The organism is Streptomyces cyaneofuscatus (genome assembly GCF_042718795.1).
GTDB classification, from domain to species: domain Bacteria; phylum Actinomycetota; class Actinomycetes; order Streptomycetales; family Streptomycetaceae; genus Streptomyces; species Streptomyces cyaneofuscatus_A.
This window is the reverse complement of sequence record NZ_JBHXOX010000014.1, coordinates 125159-148671: the sequence shown is the minus strand read 5'-3', so window position 1 is coordinate 148671 and position 23513 is coordinate 125159. Positions and strand designations below refer to the sequence as shown.

Genomic DNA, 23513 nt, shown 5'->3' with positions numbered 1-23513 from the left:
TTGAGGACGGAACCCTCGGCCTGGTGGGCCCAACCCCTGACGTGCGGGGCAGGCCCTTCTCCAGCCCGTCCGGCGTTTGAGGACGGAACCCCGGGCCCCGGCGGGCTCGCCCCCGACATCCGGGCAGCCCCTCGTTCCCTCGGCCGGTGAGGCGCCCACCCCCGTGGGGCACCCCACCCAGCTCCAGGCCCCCTCGGCCAGGGTTCCGCCCTCAAACGCCGGGCGGGCTGGAATCCGCGACCTCCCGGCCGAGGGTTCCGCTCTCAAAGGCCGGGCGGGCTGGAATCCGCGGCCCCCTCGGCCGAGGGTTCCGCTCTCAAAGGCCGGGCGGGCTGGAATCCGCGGCCTCCCCGGCCAAGGGTTCCGCCCTCAAACGCCGGGCGGGCCGGGGTGCGCCCCGTTCCGGCCCACCACACCCCCCGCGGGAGCAACCTTCGTACCGCCGCCACCCCCCGCCCCCACCGGCAGATCCGCCAGCCCCAGCTCCTTCGCCGCCGCCAGCAACTGCTCCACCTGCCCCGAAGCCGCCCCCGACGACCCCATCAGCCGCATCAGCAGCGCCGACACCGTAAGGTTCTGCACATCCCCCGTGGAGACCGACCCCAGCACCCGGCTCAGGTCATCCGTGAAGGACGACGACCCCTCCAGCCACGGCCCGGCCAGCGCCTGCGCGGTCTGCGAGTTGTCCACGAACCCGTCCACCGCCTTGCCGAGCGAGATCGACGAGACGAGCCGGTCGAAGAAGACGGACTCGCCGCCGACGATGTCGATGTCGGCGTTCTCCAGCCCGGTGGCCAGCACCGTCGCCTGCGCCTCGGCCACCTGCCGCTGCACCTCAAGACCCGCCAGCCGGATCTCCTTCTCCGCGTCGAGCCGCAGGCGGTACTCCTCGTGCCCGCGCGACGCCTCGTCCAGCGCCGCCATCGCGGCCGCCTTCTCCGTGAGCCCCGCGGCCTCCGCCTTCAGCTTCTCGCCGATGACGGCCGCGTCCGCCGACGCCTGGGCCTGCGTACCCTCGGCCTCCGCGAGCGCCTTGAGCCGCGCGCCCTCCGCCTCGGCCTTGAGCCGCGCCGCCGTCGCCTCGGCCTCCGCGAGACCGGCCTTCTCGGTGACGTCCGCCTCCGCGTCCCGCACCTGCACCGCGGCGAGCCCGGGCGCCGCGGTCTCCGCCTGGATGCCCTCCGCGAGCCGCAGCTTGGCCTGCGCGTCGAGGTCGGCGGTCTTGAGCCGCGCCTCGGCGAGCGTGAGCTGCTCGGCCGCCAGGTGCGTGGAGGCCGCCTCCGCCGCCTCGGCCGCCTTGATGTCCTTGACCAGCTTCTCCTGGGCCTCCGCCTCGGCGGCGATGATGACCGACCTACGGGACCGCTCCGCGTCCTCGACGGCGCGCAGGGTCAGGATCGACTCCTCCTGCTCGGCGACCGTACGGTCCACCGCGATCCGCTCCCGGATGACGTCGGCGACCTCACGGCGCTCGGCCTCGACCTCCTTCGTGGCGGCGATCCGGTTCAGCTCGGTCTCGCGCTCCCGCCCGATGACCTCCAGCATCCGGTCCTTCTCGATGCGCTCGCTCTCGACGGCGATGACGCGCTCGCGGTTCTTCTGCGCGACGGCGATCTCCCGCGCCTGGTTCTCGCGCTGGATGCCGAGCTGCTCCTCGGTCCTGATGAACGCGCTCTGCGAACCGAGCCGCTCCTCCTCCTGCACCCGGGCGGTGGCCGCCTCCTCGCGGGCGCGCAGAGTCTCGACCTCACGGCGCTGCTTGATCTCCGCCTCGGCCTGCCGGCGCTCCAGCTCCAGGATTGTCTCGCGGGCGTCGACGTCCTGCCGGGTGATCTCCTTCTGCTCGGTGCGCTGGAACTCGTTGGTGCGCACGTGCTCGATCGCCGTCAGTTCGGTGATCTTCCGGATGCCCTGGGCGTCAAGGATGTTGGAGCCGTCGAGCTGCGACATCGGGGTCTGCTCAAGGAAGTCGATCGCGGCGTCGTCCAGGTGGTAGCCGTTCAGGTCGGTCCCGATGACCTGGATGATCCGGTCCCGGAACTCCTCGCGCTTGGTGTAGAGGTCGACGAAGTCGAGCTGCTTGCCGACGGTCTTGAGGGCCTCGGAGAACTTCGCGGCGAAGAACTCCTGGATGGCGACCTTGTCACTGGCCCGCTGCGTACCGATGGACTGCGCGACCTTGATGACGTCCTCGACGGTCTTGTTGACCCGGACGAAGAAGGTGATCTGGATGTCGGCGCGGATGTTGTCCTGGCAGATCAGACCCTCGCGCCCGGCACGGTGGATCTCGATCTTCTTCACCGAGATGTCCATCGTCTCGGCCTTGTGGAGGACGGGCAGGACGACGGCACCGGTGAAGGTCACGTCGACCTTCTTGGTCTTGGAGATGATCAGCGCCTTGCCCTGCTCGACCTTGCGGAACAGCCGGGTGATGACGAAGGCGATGACGACGACGATGAGCAGGACAACGGCGATGAGCACGCCGATGCCCAAGGAGATGGCGTCCATAAGAGTCCTTGGGATTTCGAAGACAGGCGTAGAACAAAGAAGAAGAGCTAAAAAGCGGACGAAAGCGGCACGAGCACACAAGAAGGGTCACAGCCCCGGACCCGCCGAACCCAGCCCCAGGCCCCAGGCCCACACCACCACCACCGGCCCCGTGCACGCGGCCCGGCCACAAGCAGCCGCCCACCCCGCCGGGCCAGCCGCGCACCCCGCCGGGTCAGCCGCCCACCCCGCCGGGCCGGCCGCCCACCCCGCCGGGTCAGCAGCCCGGTTTCGCCTTCGGCCCCGGATCGAGGGCCGCGTCGTACGGCGACACCCAGAAGAACTCGCCCTCTTCCTCGTACGCGTAGAGGAGTCCCGTACTGCCCGAGACGAGGAGCTCCTCGGCGTGCGGCTCGGCGAGTCGCGCGACCCGAGGGGCCTGGCGGACCTGGACGATGGCCGTCGAACCGTCGGCCGCGGCGACCTCGGCCTGACCGAAGACGGCGCTGACGGAGCCGGTGCGGATGGTGCACACGCGCCCGACGAAGTCCTTGCGCGATGGCGGAGGTTCCGCCGGGAAGTACCGGCGGAAGAGGTGTGCGAGAAGGCGGACGGTCCCCCAGGCGAGGAGCAGAGATCCGGCGAGTACGGCGACGGCGAGCACCGAGCGGGTGGCGCCGGAGACCGGGACCCGGTGCAGCAGGACGGTACCGCTGAGGCTGCCGAACCAGGCGACGACCACGAGCAGCGATACGGAGACGGTGACGGGCACCCCGCCGAAGCCGACGGTGCCGGAGTCGAGGTCCGAGTCGAAGGAGTGCTGGTCGGCGGCGCCGGCGAGCGCGAGGAGCCAGAAGCAGACGACGACCACGAGTGCGGCGCCGAAGATGACGGCGGGGAAGGAGAGTGCCGCGTCCAGGAACTCGCCCATCGGTCCCGCCCCCTCTGCGGTTCGGCGCGCCTGCCGGGTGGCGGTGCGCGGTCTTGTACCGGTACGGGGGAGTGGTGACGGCCTCACGCGGCCGGCACGTCGGACAAGTACGGCTCGCACGGGCCGGTGATGGCGGCGGCGGGCCCGGCGCTGCGGCACGGCGAACGGTGCCGCAACAACCGGGTCGTCCCCCTCAGACGCCCGCCGCCGATCCCGAATCCCCCGTGGATCCCCCGTGAATCGCGCGACGAGCCGCCTGCTTTGCCCCCCGTTTCCCCCGTATCCCCGTGCTCCCCCGTGTGTTCCCCGTTGTGTTGCTGATCTGATCCTGTCATCCGACCCCCACCCACCGCATTGCCGGATTCCGGCAATCTTTACGCTGTCCTGATGCCGGGCACCGGCACCGCCCGGTGCGCGTTGGGGAAATGACAGGACTGTTGCAAGGCTGAAGGAGTGTGCGTGGCCGAGCCGAGGATTCCCGAGGAAATGCTGGGAAATTATGCCCAGATTCTGGGTGAAGTCGCCACAACAGGACGCCGTCTGACGCGTAACGAACTGGAGATACGACGGGCGTTGGGCCGGGAGGCGGCCGACGCGGGCCATCAGTTGCGCGCGCTGGTGACGATGCACCTGGCGCAGACGCGCGAGACCTGGCCACGGACGGCTGCCGGAAACAGCCCTGCCGTGACGGACGCGGTATTGGCCGCGGTGGAGCAGGCGGTCGACGCGTTCGCGGAGGGGTTCGAGCGCGCGCAGCGGCTGACGGTGCGTCGGGAGGAGGCGGCACGCCGCGAGTTCATCGACGATCTCCTTTACGGGCGGAGCGACTTGGTCCACCTCGCGGAGCGGGCCACCCGCTTCGGCCTGCGGCTTTCGAGGGTGCACGCGGTCGCGGTGGCGTCGGGCCCGGAGGCGTACACGGAGACGGACGCGGTGCCGCGCAGTGTGGAGGCGGCGCTGCTGGCCCGGTTCAGCGGTCGCAAGATCCTGCTGACGACGAAGGACGGGCGGATCGTCTGCATCGCGCCCGGCAGTCAGCCCGACGTCCTGCGCTACTTCGCCAAGCAGTCGCACGTGGCGACGGACGGCGGCCAGGTCGCGATCGGCCGCCCGCACAAGGGGCCCGGCGGCGTGGTCCACAGTTACGACGAGGCGCTCGAAGCCCTCGACCTCGCCGACCGGATGGGGATGGAGGACCCGGTGCTGTACGCCTCGGACCTCCTGGTCTACCCGGTGCTGACCCGGGACCGGCAGGCGATGGCGGACCTCGTACGCAGCGAGCTGGGCCCGCTCCAGAAGGCGCGGGGTGGTGCGGAGCCGCTGCTGAAGACGCTGGCGGTGTACTTCGACGCGGGCTGTGTGGCGGCCGAGACCGCCCGCCGCCTGGCGCTGAGCGTACGGGCGTTGACGTACCGCCTGGAACGCATCCACCAGCTCACCGGCTCGGACCCGGCGGACCCGATGCACCGCTACAGCCTGCAGACGGCGGTGATCGGCGCGCGCCTGCTGGACTGGCCGGCCAAGGAGCTGTGAGGCCCCCGGCCGGCCCGGGACTCCGTATCCCTACAGGTCGAACTCGTGCGGCGGCAGGTCCAGGGCGAAGCACGCCTCCCGCACGACGGCCTGCTCCGTCTTGTCGAAGTCACCGTCGGCGCCGCCGATGATGATGCCGATCTGGATGACGGCGCGTGCCTCGGCGGGCTTCTTCTTCGCCTTGGCGATCTCCTGGAGCACGCTGACCTTGCCGAAGGCGAAGTCGGCGGTGAGCTTGTTGACGTAGTCGTTGAAGCGTCGCTGCAGGTCGTCCGCGGGGAAGTTCTGCAGGACGTCGTTGCTGGCGATGAGCGCGGCGACGCGCTGGCGCTCGGACGGGTCGATGGTGCCGTCGGCGGCGGCGACCAGAGCACACATGGCCATGCTCGCGTCCCGGAACGCCCCCGACTTCAGGTCGTTCTTCTTCGCTTCCAGCTGCGTCTGCATAGACGAAGCGGATTCCTTGATCCGATCCCACAGGGCCATGACATCTCCATACGTTGCGGTGCAATGCCGGAACAAAAGAAAACTCTACAGACGTGTAGAAGCTAGCAGGCAGGTCGGCCCCCCGCCCCGGGTTCGCGGGGCCGAATCGACGCGCGGGGTCGAGTTCCGGACAGCACAACGGCCGGTCCGGGCAGCCGTGATGACGGCGGCCCGAACCGGCCGAAGGAGAGGGAGGAGGTCGGTCAGTCGCCGCGCGCCTCGCCCGCGGGCTCAGGAGTCAACTCGTCGTGGTCGCCGAGCCGGCGCTCGGGAGCGGCCTTCGGGGGCGCTTCCACGGCCGGGCCACCGGGCTTCACACCCCGCGCGGCCTGGATCTTTTCGGCGAGCGGCTGCGTCCACCGGGCGGTGAGCGGGCCGACGATGACGAGGATGAGGACGTACGCGGTGGCCAGCGGCCCGATGCGCGGCTCGGTGGCCACGGCGAGACCGGCGATGACGATGGAGAATTCACCGCGCGCCACGAGCGTGCCGCCCGCCCGCCAGCGCCCGCGCGAACCGATACCGGCGCGCCGGGCCGCGTACCAGCCGGTGGCGATCTTGGTGAGGACCGTGACGACGGCGAGGATGGCGGCGGGCAGGAGTACCGGGGGGATGTCGGCCGGGTTGGTGGAGAGCCCGAAGAAGACGAAGAACACGGCGGCGAACAGATCACGCAGCGGCGTAAGAAGCTTACGAGCCCCCTCCGCGACCTCACCGGAGAGGGCGATACCGACGAGGAACGCGCCGACGGCAGCGGAGACTTGGAGCTGCTGCGCGATACCGGCGACGAGCACGGTGAGCCCGAGGACGACCAGGAGCAGCATCTCCGGGTTGTCGGAGGAGACGGCGCGGCTGATGAGGCGCCCGTGGCGCAGGGCCAGGTACAGCACGAACCCGACGGTGCCGAGCGCGATGACGAGGGCGAGGCTGCCGCCGGCCAGGCTGACCCCGGCGAGCATGGCGGTGAGCAGCGGCAGGTAGACCGCCATCGCCAGGTCCTCCATGACGAGGACGCCGAGGATGACGGGGGTCTCGCGGTTGCCGAGCCGCCCGAGGTCGGTCATCACCTTCGCGATCACGCCGGACGACGAGATCCAGGTGACCCCGGCGAGCGCGACGGCACCGACGGGCCCCCAGCCGAGAACGAGCGCGGCGACGGCACCCGGCGTCGCGTTCAGCACGAAGTCGACGACCCCGGACGGATACTGCGTCTTGAGACTGGTGACCAACTCCGAGGCGCTGTACTCCAACCCCAGCAGAAGCAGCAGCAGGATGACGCCGATCTCGGCGCCGACCATGGTGAACTCTTCGCTGGCGTCGAGCGGGATGAGCCCGCCGTGGCCGAAAGCGAGCCCTGCGAGCAGGTACAGCGGGATCGGGGAGAGCCCTATCCGCCCGGCGACCCGCCCGATGAGCCCGAGGCCGAGGATGACGGCGCCCAGTTCCACCAGCAGTGCAGTCGTGTCATGCACGGTCAGCCCTCCGCAATGATCTCGGAGAGCGCGTCGACGCCCTCACGCGTACCGACGGCGACGAGCGTGTCCCCGATGGCGAGCCGGAAGTCCGGCTCCGGCGAGGGGTGCGCGCTGTGCGTACGCAGTACGGCGACGATGGACGCCCCGGTCCGCGTACGCGCCCGGGTCTCCCCCAACAGCCGCCCGCCGTAAGGCGATCGGGACCCGAGCGGGATGTGCTCGGTGACGAGGTCGATGCCTTCGGTCCGTACGGCGTCGATGGGCGCGGGGTCGATGAGGTGGGCCAGCGCGGTGGCCTCGGTCGTCGTCAGGGGCACCGACAACCGGCACGAATCGGGGTCGTCCTGTTCGTAGAACCCGATGAACCGCCGCCCGTCGTGGTGGACGACGACGGAGATGTGCTGCCCGGACTCGGTGGTGAAGTCGTACTGAGCACCCACTCCGGGCAAGGACGTGCGGCGGGTTCCCATGACTACCTCCCGAGACGTGCGTCGTGTCTCGGCGCACCTGGTGATCTCTTTATCCGGCCATTACCTTATCGGTCGACTTGAAGCCGTCCACCGTGCCCGAACAGGCGCTTGGACATCCATTCGACGACTCTCCAAGACTCCCGGAGGCCCCCAATGCCCCCGATGCCCCCGGAGGCTCCCGGCAAGGGACGGGGGGAACAGGGCTCGGCCCACGACCCCGGCAGCGAGCAGAGCGGCGAGGACGAGTGCGTACCCCTCCTGCTTCTCCTGCCGCTTCTGCTCGTCCCGCACGGCTTTCGCGTACCGCTCGGCGCCCGCGTGGGCTTCGCTCACCGCCTTCGCGGTCGGCGTCGCGCCCCGGGCGAGCAGGTGGTGCACCATGCGTACGTTCCCGAAGGCGGCGGCCCACTCGAGGGAGGTCCTGCCCCTCTTCGTCCCGTCGATGTCCGCTCCCCGCCGAAGGAGCAGATCCACCATCTGCGGATACCCGTGGTCCGAGCTGGTCGCGGCCAGCACCAGCGGCGGGAACTCCAGCCGGCCTTGGGCACCGGTGGCGGCACCCGCATCGAGCAGGAGCTCCGCCACGTCCACGTACCCGTACATCGCCGCCAGGCACAACGGCGTCACCTCGCCGTACGCCCCCGCCGTCTGCTGCGGGTCGGCCCCCGCCTCAAGCAGCACCCGGACAACGCCCACGTGCCCGGCATGCACGGCAAGGTCCAGCGCGGAACGCCCGTCCTCACCGAGCCCGTCCACCTCGGCACCCTCGCTCAACAACCGCGCCACCGCAGCGGCGTCCCCGCCCCCCGCGGCGCGCGCGAGCCGATCCGCCAGGTCACCCGGCCGAGACGGCATCAGTACTTTCCGTCGACCGGAATCCAGCCGGACCACGACTCGGGCTGGTAGAACTTCCCGGTGTCGCCGTCGTAGCGCAGGACCCGGAGGCGTACGTTCCCGGTCTCGCGGTAGTCCTTGTCGCAGGTGGCCCAGGTGTTCACGCCGAGCTTGTTGATGCAGACCGCGGCGGCTCGCCCGTAGTCGGTGTAGACGCCGACGGCCGCGGACATGCCGTCCTTCTTCGTGTCGCCCGCCCAGACGACGTCACCGTTGTGCTGGAAACAGCCCGTGACCCCGTAGGCGGCGGTCGAGCCGAGGCAGGTGCTCGCCCCCGGGGCCGCCTTGGCGGCCGCCGCGGCAGAGAAGGGGGCGTCCGTCGTGGGCTCCAGGGAGGGGGCATCGCTCCCGGCTGCCGGAGCGAGCCCTTCGACGATCTGCACATCCGCCGGCATCTGCACTTCCTGCAGATCCTCCACCGCCTCGTCGGCCACCGCGGGCACCGCCGTGAGAGCCGAGAGCGCGAGTGCTGACGCACCAGCGAGAACGCTCACCTTTATGCGCCAGTTTTCACGCATTTTTCACTACCCCCGCACCTGACTCCTGTTTAGAAGTCACCCATGGTCGAATGTGAACAGGATGTGAGGCTAAGGGATCTCCGCGCGCGGGGGAAGTTACCGAAGGTTCCGCACGCACGACAGGAGGGGCAGGCACACGCCGGTGTGCCTGCCCCTCCTAAGGAACTACTGCTGTACGGGCTCTACGACGCGGCCGCTACCGCGCGTCGGGCGCGGAGCCGACCGGCTCCCCGACACTGATCTCGCCGAACGAGGGATCGACCGCACACTCCGCCGGAATCTCCTCAACAGGAACCGCACACTCCGAGGGCCCCACCACGCTCTGCCCGTCCAAGGTGGGCACACCCGCCCGCTTCCCCGTCTCGACGTGCCCGGCCACGCCCTCCACCGGCGCGGACTTCACCGAGGCGGCGGGACCGGCGGGGGACTGGGGGGTCTCTGCGGCGCCCGAGGAGGACGAGCAGGCAGCGGCACCTGTCATGGCGAGTAAGGCGAGGGCGGCAGAGGCCGCGACCGTACGAAAGCGCATGTGGATCCCCCTACGCGGACGCTCAGTCGTCCGATTGGTCAGTTGACCCACGGTGCCACAGCACGCGGCGCGGAAGGCGCGGAAACTGTGAAGAATCGGCGCTGGTGAGCGCGGCGCGAACCCTGCCAACTCACGCAATTCCGGGGCCTGGTGAAACAGGAATGCGACACTCCGTCTCGCCGCACTGCTGCACTGCGCTACCTCGCCGGATGCCACCCCGGGGGCCACCGTGAGTGGACTGGACTCTTCCGCAAAACCGAGGGCACATGGAACCGCATGACCCGAGCCGGTGACCCCGGCACAGGAAATGTGTACCCCTTTCCAGCACCTGCGGCGTCGCCCGCATGATCGAGAGGTCGGCAATGAAGACAGCGATGTTGTGCTTTTTCATCGTGATGGCGCTCGTCCAGGTCGTGAGACCGCAGTTGCTCTGGAAGATCAACCGTCCTCTGCAGAAGCCGTTCGTGAAGGACTACGACGCGACCGAACCCACGCACGCCGGATACATGATGAGCCGCGCCGTGGGGGCGGTGGTCCTCGTGGCTTCGGTGACCATGTTGATCAACACCCTGTGACTTCTTCCCTCCGACTTCCAGGGCCTCTCTTCGTCCCAGCAAAGACACGCATCGATCAGCGAGACACCATCCCCCTCTGCCCGCCGCGCGCTCCCCGGGCCCCCCGGGCCTTGTTGGTTGTCGGGACCTGTCTAGTTGCTCCTCCCTGACCGGAGCTGAGGGAGGACATGGGCGACCAGCAGGTCGTACTGGTCCTTGTCCTGCTCCCAGAGGGCGAGCACCCGAGCCGTGGCCTCGGCCATGTCCGTGGGCAGGTCAGCCGCGCGAAGAGTATCGGCGACCTCTTCCATCTCGGGCGCCCAGCGCCAGGCTCGGGCCGCGACACTCGGCAGATACTCGGGGTCGGAGAGGATCGTGGAGATCATGACCTCGGCTTCGGCTGTGAGCTGATCACGGACTCCATGGGCGTCGGCGAGCGCGTGAGCGACGCCGGCGAGGGTTCGAGCGGACTTCTGGTAGCTGGCAAAGGCCATTTTCAGAGCGGAAGCGGAACCGAGTGTGTCGCCGACCCGGCACACGTGCAGCGCAGAGTTCGTGAACAGCGACGCCACCAGCTCGACGGCAGAGTCGGCCCCCGAGAGATAGATCCGTGTGGCACGCCCCTCGCCTGGCGGCTGACCGAAAACGGCACCGTCGACGACTGCGGAGCCGGGGCGGATCTCGTCGGCGATGCGCCGTACGCGTTGAGGGCTGATGGCGTTGACGTCGGTGTACACCCCCGCGAAGCCGTGCGCGGCCACCGCCGCCGCAACGTCCTCCGCCGCCTGTGGTGGGCAGATCGAGAGAACGACCGCGCTTCGGGACAGCGCTTCCGCGAGCGAGTCGTACGTCGTGGCACCGGCTTCTCTCCCGCGGCGCCACGTTTTCTCACTGCGGCCCTTGGTCACCGACAGCGCCTCATGGCCGCCGGCGACGATCTCGGCGGTGATCGCCGCGCCCATGGTTCCGGGGTGGAGGACGGTCACGGTGGTCATGGGCGTCCTCCAGCGAGATACGACGTGGTGGTGTTCCTCATCCACATGATCCGCTGTCACCCGGCAGCAACGGAGAAGGGCTCGACACCCAGCGGCAGAACACGGCTGTGGCACTCCCTGCCCCGGCAGCTCTTCTCACGCGAACGCCGCCTCATGGGTACCGTGCAGGAGACGAACTCTGTACGGACGGACCGGCGGTCGCGCCGGATCGTCCGGCGGCCGGGAGGTGTCCTGATGCTGGAGGAAGCCGAGGAGATCGGCAAGCGCGCTCGCAGGGCGAGGCTGCGGCTGGGCATGCCGCAGGCCGACCTGGCGACGGCTCTCGGGAAGTCGCAGGGCTGGGTGTCGAAGATGGAGCGTGGACTGATCGAGCTGGACCGGGTCGGGCTGCTCAACCAGGTGGCCGCAGAGCTGCACGTCCATCCGAACGACCTGATCGGACGCCCGTACAGCAGCTCCCCCGACGACAGTCAGTGGCAGCAGATCGCCGCCTCGTCGATTCTGCGCGAGCTGCGTCGCTACGACCTCGTTCCCGTCTTCGACGGGGTTCCGCGACCGGCGTCACAGCTATGGCGTGAGGTGACCCGGCTGCACCGCCTGCGGGACACCGCCTCCAACGTCGCGATTCTCCGAGTTCTCCCGGACCTGTTCCGGGAGGCGCGCGCTCTGGCGGAGGAGTCGGACGGGCACGAGCGGGAAGAGGCGTACGCCATTTACGCCGTGTGCTGCAAGTTCGCGCACACCGCCGCGCACGCCCTCGGGCACCCGGAGCTGGTGGCCATGGCGTGCGAACGGGCCGCGTGGTCTGCCAGGTTGTCGGGAGATCCGGTGCTGCCTGCCGTCGCCGACTGGATGCGCGTCTGGGACATGTGGGCGACGGCTGACTGGGCCGACGCTCTGACCCTCTCGGACAAGGCGATCGCCTCGTTGCAACAGCCGTACGAACATGGTGATCCGCTGGCCGTACGGGCTTGGGGCACGCTTCAGCTTCGGGCGGCCATCTCCGCTGCTCGGGCCAACCGCCCATCGGAAGCGGAGGACCGGATCGGGCACGCGAAGGACGCGGCGAAACGCATGGACGCGTACGTAGGGGCACCGGTGTACGACCGGCATTCGCTGACGTTCTCCGCCGGGAACGTGCAGATCCACGCGATCAGCGTGGCCCTGGAAATGGGCAAGCAAGGCAAAGCTCTGGAGATAAACCGCCGAACCAGCCCGAGCTTGGTCGGGGCACTGCCCAACTCCCGTCAGGGACACCACCACATGGACGTCGCGCGGGCCTGGCTGTGGGACGGGAACCGGGCAAAGGCCCTCACCGCGCTGGAGACGGCTGAGCGGATCGCACCCCAGCTCGTACGTAACCACCCCATCGCCCGTTCAACGCTCCGCAGCATCGTCTACGCCGAACGAGCAGCTACAAGGGAAAAGCTGCGGCACATGTCCGACCGCTTCCACCTGGACGGATAGGGGCCGTATTCCTCCGGCTCATATTCGAGGACCGCCCTGTCCCTAACTTCGTGGCATGACGCGACAACGTTCTTCCCATGTCCCCTCTCAGGGGGCCGGGTTAGGCACAGCAGCCCCCTTCGTGCCCCGGCTCGGCGACCTCGCCACGGACAACGCTCGCGATGGCCGCGTCGGGGTCGTGGTCGCCGTCCCCGGTGAGGGCTCCGCTACGACGTACCACCTGCGTCGCCCGGGGGCGGGGCCCCGTGGTCCGCGCCCGCCGACGGGACGACGCTCAGTCCCGTGCCGGTGAAGGCCACCCACGCCACACTCTCGGCCGGAGGGGACGCGGTCTACGACCCGCGCGCCCGGCAGGGATCAATTCCCGTCAAGTTCCACTTGGACGACGGCTCGATCCTCGATGGCGCACTCATCCTCACCTCGGTCGAGGTGGAGTGGTTGCACCAGCAGACCAGCCGCCTCGTCGACGCACACGAACGTGCCCTCGGCGGCACCCCCTGACCGGGGCCCGGCGGTGCCGCGCGAAAGGCCGCGCCGCGCTCCGTACGCCCCGAAGGCGGAGGCATCGCGCTCACGATTCTGGCCGTCGCCGGCCAGGTGGGCCCGGCCTGGGCACTGTGTGAGCAGGCCGCCCCGCTCCTCAAAGGCCTCGGTCACCAGCCCGCCGCCATCACGCCGGACGCGAGCCCGCCCTCCGACCACTGACTCCGCCCCGCTGTCCGGGCCGTTCGCCGACGCCCCCGGCCAGCGGAGCCTGCCATGCACCCGGAACATCCAGGCGTGATTCTCCAGGGAGGGATCGTGGACATCCCGTACATCGTCATCGACCAGCTCACCGCCGACCAGCAGCAGGTCTGGAAGACCTACTTCGGCGACGCCGACCGACCCCGCTACATGGAGGAAGGCATCTGGCGCCGTACGCAGGAGAGGGCCACGGCCGAACAGAGCGGCTGGACGGCTGCCGACGACGCCCGGCGGCGGATCATCCACTACCGGTACCGGTACGGCCTGGTCCCCACCACCGCCGCACCGGCCATCGGCCTGACCGACCTGTACCTCTACCACTCCGCTGCCGCTCCTGCGGACGAGATCGACGCGCACCACGACGCCCTGTGGGACTCGCTCGCCACCGGCGGTTGGAAGGAGGCTCCCGGTGGATTCTTGTGGACACGTCGGGATCTGAAGTGCCGGATCACCGAGCACGACGCCCACCCCCAGGACGCGGCTGCGGGCCGCACCCTCCCCGCTGGCTACCGGAACCTGGACGTACAGATCGCCTCGGTCTCCTACGTCCCGCCGCCCGCTGTCCGGCAACTGCCGTGGAGCGTCCTCTCCACCGGAGTCCGGTGCAAGGACCGCCCCGGTACGCCGACCCGCGTCCCGGACCTGTCCGTCCTCGCGGACCTGCTGCCGTTCCAGGTGGAGATCGGCTGCGGTACGTCGGTCGAGGCGGGTATCCCGCCCCTGCACCGGCTCCACGAGATCTACCGGGTCACCGACCGCCAGGGCCACGAGCCTCGGGAGCACCGCTTCACCCTCTCCCCGACAGCGGACACGCTCCTCCACGAGGTGCTGACGGAGCCGGAGGAGAAGACTTCGGAGTTCGTGGAGATGTTCCGCGCCTGCTTCCTGGCCGAACCGACCCCGGCCATGTGGGCGCTGAAGGAATTGGCGGACGCCGGGCACCTCGTCGGCCCGGTCATCACCAACAATTTCGATGTCCTCGCGGCGCGCGCCGGGCTCGACGAGTGCTTCATGCGCCGGTACGACCAGGCCGTACCCGATGTCGAGTGGGTGGACGGCGCCAAGGCCCTCCTCGTCGTCGGCCTGCATGCCGACCGACGCAAGGTCCAGGCACGCGCCCGCGCTCGGGGCATGCAGGTCGTCTACCTGGACCCGGAGGGCTTCTGGCGCGACGGCCAGTTCATGCCGTATCCGCTGGAAGGCCCCCAGGACGGTGACCTGGTGTGCCGGGCGACCGCCGCCGAGGCACTGCCCGCCCTCGTCAACCTACTGAAACAGAAGGCTGGTTGATCCACCTGCACAGAAGGGGCCACGCCGGGTGCTGACGCTAGCGTGACGCACCCGGCCGGCCCGGAATCCCCCAGGCCGGCCCGAGGCAAGGAAAGGAGCGCCGCCCCATGCGCGTATCCGTCATCGGCTGTGGTCACCTGGGCATTCCCCACGCCGCTGCCATGGCCGAGATCGGCCACGAGGTCATCGGCGTGGACCTGGACCAGGCGAAGATCGACCGCCTCAACGCCGGTGAGTGCCCCATCTACGAGGACGGCCTGCCGGAACTCCTCAGCACCCATACCGCCACTGGACGCCTGCGGTTCACCACCAGCCTCGCAGAGGCGGCCGAGTTCGCCGACATTCACTTCCTGGCCGTGGGCACGCCGATCGACGCGGACGGGCGGAGCTACGACACCGGGCAGGTCTTCGGCGCCGCCCGCGCCCTCGCCCCACACCTGATCCGCCCGACCGTCATCGTCGGCAAGTCCACGGTCACCGTCGGCACCTCCCGCGACCTCGGTGCCCTCCTTGCCCGGCTCTCCCCGGCCGGCGAGGACGTGGAGGTTGTCTGGAACCCCGAGTTCCTGCGCGAGGGCCACGCCATCGACGACACCCTGCGCCCCGACCGCATCGTCGTGGGCGTCCCCTCGGCCCGCGCGGAGGACGCGGTACGCGAGGTCTACGCACCCCTCCTGGCGAACGGCATCCCGCTGTTCGTGACCGACCCCGCCACCGCCGAACTCATCAAGGGCGCCGCCAACGCCTACCTCGGCATGAAGATCTCCTTCATCAACGGCGTCGCCGACATGTGCACCGCCGCCGGAGCCGACGTCCAGCAGCTCACCGAGGCCATCGGCCTGGACCCCCGCATCGGCCGCGGCGGCCTCAACGCCGGCCCCGGCTACGGCGGCGGCTGCCTCCCGAAGGACGTCCGCGCCTTCACCGCCTCCGCCCGCGCCCTGGGCGCCGCCGAGGCAGCGACCATGCTGCGCGCGGCGGAGGAGGTCAACGAATCCCGCCCCACCGCCGCGCTGAGGCTCATCGAGCAGACGCTCGGCCGCCCCGTCGACGGCGTACGTATCACCGTCTGGGGCGCTTCGTTCAAGGCCGGTACCGACGACGTCCGCGAATCCCCGGCCCTGGCGATCGCCGCGCTCATGCACCAGCGCGGCGCGACCGTCACCGTCCACGACCCGCACGCCGTGCCCACGGCACTGCGCCGCCACCCCGAACTCGACTACTGCGAAACCCTCGAAGACTCCCTCGCGGCAGCCGAGCTGATCGTCCTGGCCACAGAATGGCCCCACTTCCGTGAGGCGGATCCCAAGGCCCTCGCCCCACTGGTCGCGGACCAGGTCCTCGTCGACCTCCGCAACCTCATCGACGCCGACGCCTGGCGCATGGCCGGATGGACCGTACGCCAGCTCGGACGACCCGCACAGGAATAGCCGAACCCATCGACCGGAGGTCCGACGTGGACACCCTGTGGGACAACATCGAGAAGCTCTCCGCCGTCTGCCGAGCGGCCGGCACCCACCTCCCCGACGAGGAACTCAAAGCCCTCCAGATCGGCAAGGTCGCCGAGGAAGCCGGCGAGGCGATGCACGCCCTCCACGGCCTGAAGGGCCTCACCACCTGCGGAGACGAGCACACCTGGTCCGAGGTCCAGAACGACCTGGTCGGCTCCGTCATCGCTGCCCTCCTGGCCATGCACTACATCGACCCCACGGGCGCCCGCGCCACCTTCGACGAGATCATCCACCGGCGGACGCGAAGGGGCCGCTAGGCCGCTGCTACGGCCTGACGGCCTCCGGACGTGGCCGTCGACCGCTCCGGTTGCACGCGGGCGGCGGCCACGTCCGACACACAAGCTGCGGTAGGCACCTGATCCCAGCGCGGTTGAACTTTTCCTACTCCATCAAGGCGGCTCGCTCCGCTCGCCGCGCGCTCCCCGGCTACGCCGGTCGCGCGGCTGGAGCGAGCACCACGGTGGGGAGAACCCCTCTGTTGCTGGGGCGGTCGGCTCCCACGGCTTTAGCCACCTCCCCGGTTCGGGTCCCGCGTCGAGCAAGACCAGGGGGCACTCGTTCAAATTCCGGCCCCCCAGCAGCGGCTTCCTACCTGCTCAGCCAGTAGATGAAGAGTTAGCAGCCCGTGATTCCCAAGCTCGGAGCGCGAGTTTGATTCTCGTCACCCCCCAGGCCAGCTGCCGGGGGCTTCTTTGTTGCCATAAGCCCGAACAGACGCCCCGCGCCTGCTCTGCGCTCGACGTGCCCGTCGGCTTCTTCCGGCCGCCCCCCACCCCACGAGCAAGTATGCTAACTATGATAGTTGCTATATGCTTCAGCATATGGAGACGAAGACGTGCACAACCATCGACCTGCGCAAGGGGATGGGCGAGATCCTGGACCGGACCCGGATCGCCGGCGAGGCCGCCGCCATCACCCGCAAGGGAAAGACGGTCGCCTACCTGGTGCCGGCCGAGTGGTTCGAGCAGATGACCCGCGGGCACGAGTCGCACGAGGACCGACCCGAGGCGGCCTGACCCACCTCCATACCAAGGAGCACGAACCATGCCCGCCCACGCACTCCACTTCGATGGGTACGAGGGGGAACCCCTGCGGTTGCCTCCCATGCCCGAACGCACGCCCCAAGCACTCCGGTTGGCCATTCAGGAACACGCTCCGCACCTCCTCCCGGACTTCGAGGCTCACTGGAAGCGCGTCATCGGCGACGCCTTCAACATCACGCCCGTGCCCGCCTTCATGCGCCTGTGGTGGACGCAGTACGCCATCGCCCGGAATCCCGTCCTCGACTCGCACCTTCGCGACCTCGAAGCCCGCGCCGCCAAGTCCGAGGACCCCGAGGAGTCCATCCGGCTTCTGGAGGAATACAGCCGCCTCCGGCACGAAGCCGCCGAGAGGAAGCCCGGAGAGTGATCGACGAACCACTCCGGCCGCCCTGGCAGATGGACTGGACGAAGCAGGCGCAGCACGACTTCCAGAACATGCCCGCCGAAGGCAGTGACCTGATCATGAGCGCCCGTGCGGAACTGATCACGGCCGAAGACCCGTACTTCCGGGGAATCGACGCCGATGCCTCGCTCCCGCACTGGATGACCGTCCGACCTCTGGCCTCTACAAGCCCCGGCGGCCCCCACATCGTGGACCTGGCCGGCGGACGCGGCTGGCTCATCTACACCTTCATGCGGCGCCACGCCGACCCCCAGATCATCGTCACCGAAGCCTTCTGGGCCTGACGTCCGCGCCACGGCTCCCAGCGGTCATGACAATTCAAGCTCCCTCGCGGGAAAGCGCAGCTCAGACCCCTTCCAGCAACCCAAAGAATCGCTTATGCCCAAGCTCAGAGCCTGATGTCAGAGCGAGGTGGGAGTGTGCGTTCATGGACACGCTGTTTGATCTCCCCGAACCAGAGCGCCAGCAAGCCGTCGTGGCTCACTACCGCCTGAGCGACGACCAATACGGGTCGCCTGCGGAGCGTGAGGCCATCTACGACGCGGAGCGGGTCATGACTGCCGCCGTCGAGGCGGCGGGAGTCGGCGAGGTCGACGGAAACGAGTTCGGCGGAGGCGAAGCCGTGCTGTATGCATATGGAGCGGACGCCGGAGCTCTCTTCAAGATCATGGAACCGACCCTGCGGAGCCTGCCCTTCAGGCCGGCCAACGTCGTATTGCGGCGGGGATCCCGCGAATCGGAGTCCCGAGTGGACCTGTGATGCGGTGCAGCAGCGAAGTACCGCAACTATAGCGGCCGAGCGCGCCCAGCAGCACCTCTGCGAGGCCTGCGGACCACCTGTTGTTTCTCAGCGACCGCTCCACATAGAGCTACGGAACAGAAGGGGCGACGTACCGGCCCGTCCTGATGCGTGGCGGGCCTAAGATCGCAGCGGGCGAAGCCGTAGCGCAGGGGTGGTCGCGCGCGGTCTCCAAAATCGCGAGGACGCCGGTTCGAATCCGGTCGGCTGAGCCTGCCCCCTTTCACGCCGCGTCTGGAACAATGAGCGACCGTGCCAGACGCGGTGTTGTTCAGGCGGGCCGGGGGGCCTCGTCGAGGGAGAAGGCGTACACCTTCTACGGAACTGGGCAGTCGGGGCAGCTAGGGGTTCAGTTCGCCGCTGATGTTCGACAGGAGGGGTGGGGTTCTGCTCCAGGGCGGCAGGGAGGCCGTATGCCAGGGCTACTCGCTCCGCACCGGCCCTGGGGGCCAGCCGATCACCGCGTCGGCTTGGACGTTGCGGAGGGTTGTTCCCTCGAAGCGGGCGCCGGTGATGTCTGTGGGGCCCAGGCGGGGGATGCCTGTGTTGACGCTGCTCAGTCTGGCGCCTGTCAGGTCCGTTTCGCGGAGGTCGGCGTCGCGGAGGTTGCAGCCGGCCAGGACTGCGCCGCGTAGGGAGGCTCCGCGGAGGTCGGCGCCGGTGAAGTCGCAGAACTTGAACCAGCAGCCTTCCAGGGTGGCGTAGCGGAGGTCCGCGCCGGCGAAGGAGCAGCGGGCGAAGCGGAGTTGGTTGGTGCGTGTTGATGCGAGGTTCTGGGCGGTGAAGTCCTCGCCGCTAACGGCCGCGTAGCGGTGGAGCTCGGAAAGGCGTTGGCGGGCGGTCAGTGGCGTGGTCATGGAGAGCAGCGTCTCAGCCGGGGTGGGGGGCGGCGTCGAGATTTCGTCAAATTGACCGTTCAACAGACAGGCCTGTGTGGGGTGATCTTGTGCCCCTGTAGGGGGACTTGGGGCCGTCTCAGGGCGGTCTGGGCGCCGACGTGCTTTTGCCTGCTGTACGGTGATCGTGTCATCACGCTCTGTGCGTACGCATGGGGCGGCCCCCGGTGGTGTAACAGCACCTAACCGAGGGCCTTCACCCAACTAGTGGAAGAGAAGGTCCACCGGGATGCTTTGGCATGCTACCGCGCCTGTTCGGCGCTACACGAAGGTCTCTCACGACGTCATGCGTCATCCGCGTCTGAACAGCGACGCGAAGGTTTTGATCTCTTACGTTCAGGGGTTGCCCGAGGGGGAGCCGGGTGAGCGCGCTCTCTCCGAGCACGCTCGTGAGGTCGGGATCAAGGGGCGGCGGTACCAGGCGGCCAAGGAGCAGTTGGTCGTGAACGGGTTCGTGCATGAGCGGAAGGCGCCCGGGGCCCGAGGGCTGTGGGCTACCCATCAGCTCTTCTCCAACGTGCCGTTGAGCGATGCCGATGCTCTTGCGGTGTGGCGGGAGGCCGGTGTCGGGGGCGGTGTCGAGGCCGGTGGGGGAATCGACGCGGCTCCGACTGCGCAGTTTCCGACCGTCGGTCAGCCGAGGTCTCGGACCGTCGGTCATCAACTACCGGTAGACGAAGAACTGGGGGAGAACTTCTTCCGCCCACCCACCCAAGCGCCCGGCGGTGAAGTCGTGCTGGAGGAGCTTTCGCCTGAAGAGGCCCAGGTCGAGCGGGTGTTGCTGTCCCTTCGGGAGTGTCGGCGTGATCTGCGGCTCGGTGTCGCCGAGGCGCGTTCGCTGGTGGCGCTGGCTGTGGAGTGGTTGCGGCGCGGGGTGTCCGGGGCGGAGCTTCGGCAGGTGCTGAGCAGTGGGCTGCCGTCGGGGCGGGTGCGGTCCGCTGTGGGGTTCCTGCGGCATCGGCTCGTGCAGAAGATGCCCGAAGCGCCCGAGCCCGCGCCCGAGCCCGAGCCCGCGCCCGAGCCCGAGCCCGCGTCCGTAGACGTGCCGGTGCCTGAGCCTGCCCCCGCGCCCGCCGTCTCCCCTGCGCCGGACCCCGCGGCTGAGCCTGCCCCCGCGCAGTCGCCGCCTCCGCCTGTGGTCGTCGCTCCGCTCGTGACCTGTGAGGGGCCCGGCAACGAGCATGTCTTCCGGGCTTATGGCGGGGCGACCCTGTGTCCCGACTGCCAGCAGGCTGCCGCCTGGGCGCGGTGGGCCGAGCGGCGGGCCGCCGATCTCGGGGTTGATCTTGCTGAGGACGCCGCCAAGGCCGTGGAGGCCGGGCGGGGTCCGGACGGGTGGCGGTCGCGGCTCGCGGCCGCTGCCGCAACCGCAACCGCCGCCGTAACGGAGGGTGTTGCCGGGCAGTAGGGGCCGCCGCGCACTTGGCCGATTTCCGTCTCGGGGGGCGACAGGGCGGACGTGCCTGTGCCCGGTGACGTAACGGGTCTACGTCGCCGGGCACAAGTGGGGGGCGGAGCTGGTGCGGGAAGGCGCCAAGTCCGTCGAGCGTCAGTCCGTGACCTCGATCCGGTCCTTGTCGGCCGCCTTGTCCTGCTCGCTCTTCCGCGGTGCGGGAGCTGACGTGGCGGTCTGCGGAGCCGGGGTGGCCGTGCGGCTCTTGAGGTTCTGGAGCAACTGGGCGACGTCCACGCCCGTCGTGGAGCTGAGCAGCTCCATGCCCTGCGAGACGTTGTCGGTGACCGTACGGGCCAACTGGCTGGCGCCGTCCGTCGAGATGACCGTCATCTTGTCGATGGCGCTCAGCGGCTCGGAGGCCTTAGCGACGACCTGCGGGAGCACCTCCACCAGCATCTGGAGGACGGCCGCGTCGCCGTACTGCGCGAACGCGTCGGCCTTCTTCTGCATGGCCTCCGCCTCCGCCGCACCCTTCGCGGCGATCGACGCGGCCTCGGCCTCACCCTCGATGCGCACCGCGTCGGCCAGCGCTGAACGGTGGAGCTTCTCACCCTGACCGGTCAGGCGCGAGCGCTCCGCGTCCGCCTCGGCCTCCTTGACCTGGGCGATGCGGCGGGCCTCCGCCTCCTGCTCGGCCTGGTAGCGGGCGGCGTCGGCGGGCTTACGGACCTTGGTGTCCAGCTCGCGGTCGGTCAGCGCCGCCTGGCGCTCGGCCACCTTCTCCTGCTCGGCGAGCACTTCCTGCTGGCGGGCCGCCTCGGCGAGCGGGCCGGCGGCGTTGGCCTTGGCGGCGGCCGCCTCGGTCTCGGCCTTGATCTCGGCCTGCTTCAGGTAGTACGTCCGCTCGGCGATGGCGATCTCCTCGGCCGCCTTCAGCCGGGCCTGCTCCGAGGCGCGCTTGGCGATCGCCTCGGCGATGTCCGCCTCCTGCTTGGCGCGGGCGGCCTCCGGACGGCCGAGGTCCTCCAGGTAGGAGCCCTCGGTGGTGATGTCCTGGATCTGGAAGGCGTCCAGGATCAGGCCCTGGCCGGAGAGGCTGGCCTCGGCCTCCTCCGCCACCTGCCCGGCGAACGCGGCCCGGTCGCGGATGATGTCCTCGACCGACATACGGCCGACGATCGCGCGGAGCGCGCCGGAGAGCACTTCCTGGGTGAAGCCGACGATGCCGTTCTGCTGCTGGAGGAAGCGCTGGGCGGCGGCACGGATCGCGTCCTCGCCACCCCCGACCTTGACGATCGCGACGCCTTCGAGGTTCGACTTCACGCCGCGCAGGGTGACCGCGCCGCGGACGGCGATCGGGATGTGCCGGCTGGAGAGGTCCAGCGTGAACTTCTGCTGGACGAACGGCACGACGAAGACGCCGCCACCGACGACGACCTTCTGGCCGCTGTTGTCGACGCTGACGAGGCCGGTGACCGGATCGGTCGACTTCTTGCCGCGGCGGCCGGTGATGATGAAGGCCTCGCTGGGCCCGGCGACCTTGTAGCGCGTGATGACTACCAGGCCGAGCAGGACGAGAAGTACGACGATGCCGATGACGGCGAGAGCTACTGGACTCATGGAAGGTGTCCCCCCTGCCTCCCGGGTGGGGGACGGCAGATTGTTGTGGTGCCAGGTGCTGATGGGGTGCTGGTGGGGTGCGGGTGAGTTGGTGGGTGAGGCGGTGGATGAGGTGGTGGTGCTCAGGTCGCGGTGGGTGGAGTGCGGTGCCCGGTCGCGTGGTCAGCGCTCCACCGGGCGGACCGCCACCGACGTCGTCGACAGCTCCGCCTCCACCCAGATCTCCGTGCCCCGCACGACCGGCGTCGGGCATTTGGCCGCGTACTTGACGGGCTGGCCCGCCAGTCGCAGCATCACCTCGCCGTAGCCCTCGGCCGGGATGGCCGTCACGACCGTCCCGGACGTGCCGACGAGGTCGCCGCCGCGCGGCGTGGAGGAGGTCTGGTCGCGCATCAGGGCCTGGCTGAACTTCCAGGTCAGCCAGGCCGCGACCACACCGGCCGCGACGCCGGCGACGGTGGCTACGAACGGCCCGGCGCCCGTGGTGCCGAGCACGATCGCCCCGCCGAAGCCGAGCATCGAGATGAAGCCGGCGATCACCGGGAGCGAGAGCAGTCCGTCGAAGAGCCCGTCGAGCACGCCGTCGAGCATCCCTTCGAGGACGCCGCCGAAGATGAGGGAAAGGGCCAGCAGGATGATTCCCGCAATGCCGAGACCGAGAAAGAAGGTCACGTGATCACTCCCTGTTCTTCGACTTCCCCCGAGATATTTCCGTCGAACTGGGTGGATGATCCCATAGGTGGCCGGTTCCTGACACTGCCGGATTCCGGCAATCTTTACGCGGTTTTGATGCCGGACAACTGATCGGCCAGGGTGGACAGGGACTGGAAGGTGGCGCCCAGCAGCGCGACGTGCTTCCAGCGCAGGACGCCGTCCGGGCCGATGAGGAAGACCGCCCGCCGTACGCCGATGCCGGGGGCGGCGACCCCGTACGCCTTGGCGATCTCGCGGCCCTCGTCCGCCAGCAGCGGCATGCGGAGCCCGTAGGTCCGGGCGAACGACTCGTGGCTGTCCACACCCTGTGGACTGATGCCCCAGACCTCCGCGTCGAGCCCCTCGAAGGTCTCCATGCCCGAGGAGTACGAGCAGAGCTGCTTCGTGCAGACGCTGGTGTTGTCCCCGGGGTAGAAGGCCAGCACCACGGCCCGGCCGCGGGCGGCGGAGAGGGTGTAGTCACCGCGTTCGAAGGTGTCGCCGGGCACGGAGCTGTCGCCAGGCACCGAGGTGTTCCCGGGTACGGACGGGCCGGACAGGACACCGCCCGGGAGCGTGAAGTCCGGTGCCGGGGTGCCGAGGGGAGGTCCTGCCGCCATGACGACTCCTTCTTATGCGTTCGTGGTACCTACATGGATGGGCGCGTGCCCGTACAGTGAACGGCACTTTCCGCCCGTTGACACGTTCGGCCCCATCCGGAACCGGGTCCGCACCGAATACGAAAGAGAGCGGGGGCATCGGCGCCCGCACCCGGACCT

Annotated in this window: 25 protein-coding genes; 12 read left to right on the top strand and 13 right to left on the bottom strand. The window is 69.4% G+C overall.

Annotated features, from left to right (window positions below; genetic code table 11):
- Positions 1-369: 369 nt before the first annotated feature.
- Together ACFWRT_RS18235 and ACFWRT_RS18230 are read right to left on the bottom strand one after the other, a co-directional pair.
- On the bottom strand, positions 370-2508 hold the full coding sequence (locus ACFWRT_RS18235; protein WP_380949636.1) for a flotillin family protein: 2139 nt from the start codon (positions 2506-2508) through the stop codon (positions 370-372).
- 256 nt (positions 2509-2764) lie between these two features.
- Positions 2765-3418: a hypothetical protein gene (locus ACFWRT_RS18230; protein WP_380949637.1), complete on the bottom strand. Its 654-nt coding sequence runs from the start codon at positions 3416-3418 to the stop codon at positions 2765-2767.
- 459 nt (positions 3419-3877) lie between these two features.
- Here ACFWRT_RS18230 and ACFWRT_RS18225 point away from each other — a divergent pair, with 459 nt between their 5' ends.
- A complete protein-coding gene (locus ACFWRT_RS18225; protein ID WP_380949638.1) occupies positions 3878-4951 on the top strand; it encodes a PucR family transcriptional regulator in 1074 nt (357 codons plus the stop codon).
- 30 nt (positions 4952-4981) lie between these two features.
- Here ACFWRT_RS18225 and ACFWRT_RS18220 read toward each other — a convergent pair whose 3' ends face one another.
- The 6 genes from ACFWRT_RS18220 to ACFWRT_RS18195 form a co-directional block, all read right to left on the bottom strand.
- Positions 4982-5437, bottom strand: coding sequence for a tellurite resistance TerB family protein (locus ACFWRT_RS18220; RefSeq protein ID WP_015609711.1), 456 nt, complete (start codon positions 5435-5437; stop codon positions 4982-4984).
- A gap of 203 nt (positions 5438-5640) precedes the next feature.
- A complete protein-coding gene (locus tag ACFWRT_RS18215) occupies positions 5641-6909 on the bottom strand; it encodes a cation:proton antiporter (protein WP_380949639.1) in 1269 nt (422 codons plus the stop codon).
- A gap of 2 nt (positions 6910-6911) precedes the next feature.
- Positions 6912-7382, bottom strand: coding sequence for a cation:proton antiporter regulatory subunit (locus ACFWRT_RS18210; protein ID WP_326704874.1), 471 nt, complete (start codon positions 7380-7382; stop codon positions 6912-6914).
- Between the two features lie 60 nt (positions 7383-7442).
- Positions 7443-8237 carry an ankyrin repeat domain-containing protein gene (locus ACFWRT_RS18205; protein WP_380949640.1) on the bottom strand — a complete coding sequence of 265 codons (795 nt, stop codon included), beginning with the start codon at positions 8235-8237 and terminating at the stop codon, positions 7443-7445.
- On the bottom strand, positions 8237-8794 hold the full coding sequence (locus tag ACFWRT_RS18200) for a hypothetical protein (protein ID WP_380949641.1): 558 nt from the start codon (positions 8792-8794) through the stop codon (positions 8237-8239). The genes ACFWRT_RS18205 and ACFWRT_RS18200 overlap by 1 nt, the downstream gene beginning before the upstream one ends.
- A 196-nt stretch (positions 8795-8990) precedes the next feature.
- A complete protein-coding gene (locus ACFWRT_RS18195) occupies positions 8991-9323 on the bottom strand; it encodes a hypothetical protein (protein ID WP_381121316.1) in 333 nt (110 codons plus the stop codon).
- Positions 9324-9697: 374 nt separating this feature from the next.
- On the opposite strand from ACFWRT_RS18195, the gene ACFWRT_RS18190 reads away from it, so the two are divergent.
- The gene (locus tag ACFWRT_RS18190; RefSeq protein WP_018513992.1) at positions 9698-9898 is read left to right on the top strand and encodes a DUF6199 family natural product biosynthesis protein; all 201 of its coding nucleotides are present in this window, start codon (positions 9698-9700) and stop codon (positions 9896-9898) included.
- A gap of 131 nt (positions 9899-10029) precedes the next feature.
- Here the strand turns inward: ACFWRT_RS18190 and ACFWRT_RS18185 are convergent, their stop codons facing one another.
- Positions 10030-10872, bottom strand: coding sequence for an NAD(P)-dependent oxidoreductase (locus ACFWRT_RS18185; protein ID WP_380949643.1), 843 nt, complete (start codon positions 10870-10872; stop codon positions 10030-10032).
- A gap of 234 nt (positions 10873-11106) precedes the next feature.
- Between ACFWRT_RS18185 and ACFWRT_RS18180 the strand changes: the two genes are divergently transcribed.
- From ACFWRT_RS18180 to ACFWRT_RS18140, 9 genes are all read left to right on the top strand, one after another.
- A complete protein-coding gene (locus ACFWRT_RS18180; RefSeq protein ID WP_380949644.1) occupies positions 11107-12339 on the top strand; it encodes a helix-turn-helix domain-containing protein in 1233 nt (410 codons plus the stop codon).
- Between the two features lie 282 nt (positions 12340-12621).
- Positions 12622-12840 (top strand): hypothetical protein, encoded by a 219-nt coding sequence (locus tag ACFWRT_RS18175; RefSeq protein WP_380949645.1) that lies wholly within the window; start codon positions 12622-12624, stop codon positions 12838-12840.
- 300 nt (positions 12841-13140) lie between these two features.
- Entirely contained in the window at positions 13141-14373 is a 1233-nt protein-coding gene (locus tag ACFWRT_RS18170) for an SIR2 family protein (RefSeq protein WP_380949775.1), read from the top strand.
- 107 nt (positions 14374-14480) lie between these two features.
- Positions 14481-15803, top strand: a complete 1323-nt coding sequence (locus ACFWRT_RS18165; RefSeq protein WP_380949646.1) for a UDP-glucose dehydrogenase family protein — start codon at positions 14481-14483, stop codon at positions 15801-15803.
- Positions 15804-15829: 26 nt separating this feature from the next.
- Positions 15830-16141, top strand: coding sequence for a MazG-like family protein (locus tag ACFWRT_RS18160; RefSeq protein WP_380949647.1), 312 nt, complete (start codon positions 15830-15832; stop codon positions 16139-16141).
- A gap of 564 nt (positions 16142-16705) precedes the next feature.
- Positions 16706-16900, top strand: a complete 195-nt coding sequence (locus ACFWRT_RS18155; protein ID WP_380949648.1) for a type II toxin-antitoxin system Phd/YefM family antitoxin — start codon at positions 16706-16708, stop codon at positions 16898-16900.
- A gap of 28 nt (positions 16901-16928) precedes the next feature.
- Complete coding sequence (locus ACFWRT_RS18150) at positions 16929-17294, top strand: hypothetical protein (protein ID WP_032756138.1); 366 nt, start codon at positions 16929-16931, stop codon at positions 17292-17294.
- Positions 17291-17614: a hypothetical protein gene (locus tag ACFWRT_RS18145; RefSeq protein WP_380949649.1), complete on the top strand. Its 324-nt coding sequence runs from the start codon at positions 17291-17293 to the stop codon at positions 17612-17614. The genes ACFWRT_RS18150 and ACFWRT_RS18145 overlap by 4 nt, the downstream gene beginning before the upstream one ends.
- 143 nt (positions 17615-17757) lie before the next feature.
- A complete protein-coding gene (locus tag ACFWRT_RS18140; protein ID WP_380949650.1) occupies positions 17758-18090 on the top strand; it encodes a hypothetical protein in 333 nt (110 codons plus the stop codon).
- A gap of 461 nt (positions 18091-18551) precedes the next feature.
- Here ACFWRT_RS18140 and ACFWRT_RS18135 read toward each other — a convergent pair whose 3' ends face one another.
- A complete protein-coding gene (locus tag ACFWRT_RS18135; protein ID WP_380949651.1) occupies positions 18552-18986 on the bottom strand; it encodes a pentapeptide repeat-containing protein in 435 nt (144 codons plus the stop codon).
- A gap of 268 nt (positions 18987-19254) precedes the next feature.
- On the opposite strand from ACFWRT_RS18135, the gene ACFWRT_RS18130 reads away from it, so the two are divergent.
- Entirely contained in the window at positions 19255-20433 is a 1179-nt protein-coding gene (locus ACFWRT_RS18130; RefSeq protein ID WP_380949652.1) for a hypothetical protein, read from the top strand.
- A 141-nt stretch (positions 20434-20574) separates the two neighbouring features.
- Here the strand turns inward: ACFWRT_RS18130 and ACFWRT_RS18125 are convergent, their stop codons facing one another.
- The 3 genes from ACFWRT_RS18125 to ACFWRT_RS18115 all read right to left on the bottom strand — a co-directional run bounded on the left by ACFWRT_RS18125 (position 20575) and on the right by ACFWRT_RS18115 (position 23354).
- A complete protein-coding gene (locus ACFWRT_RS18125; protein ID WP_380949653.1) occupies positions 20575-22041 on the bottom strand; it encodes an SPFH domain-containing protein in 1467 nt (488 codons plus the stop codon).
- Between the two features lie 162 nt (positions 22042-22203).
- Positions 22204-22713, bottom strand: coding sequence for a hypothetical protein (locus ACFWRT_RS18120; protein ID WP_380949654.1), 510 nt, complete (start codon positions 22711-22713; stop codon positions 22204-22206).
- A 104-nt stretch (positions 22714-22817) separates the two neighbouring features.
- Entirely contained in the window at positions 22818-23354 is a 537-nt protein-coding gene (locus tag ACFWRT_RS18115; protein ID WP_380949655.1) for a peroxiredoxin, read from the bottom strand.
- Positions 23355-23513 lie beyond the last annotated feature (159 nt).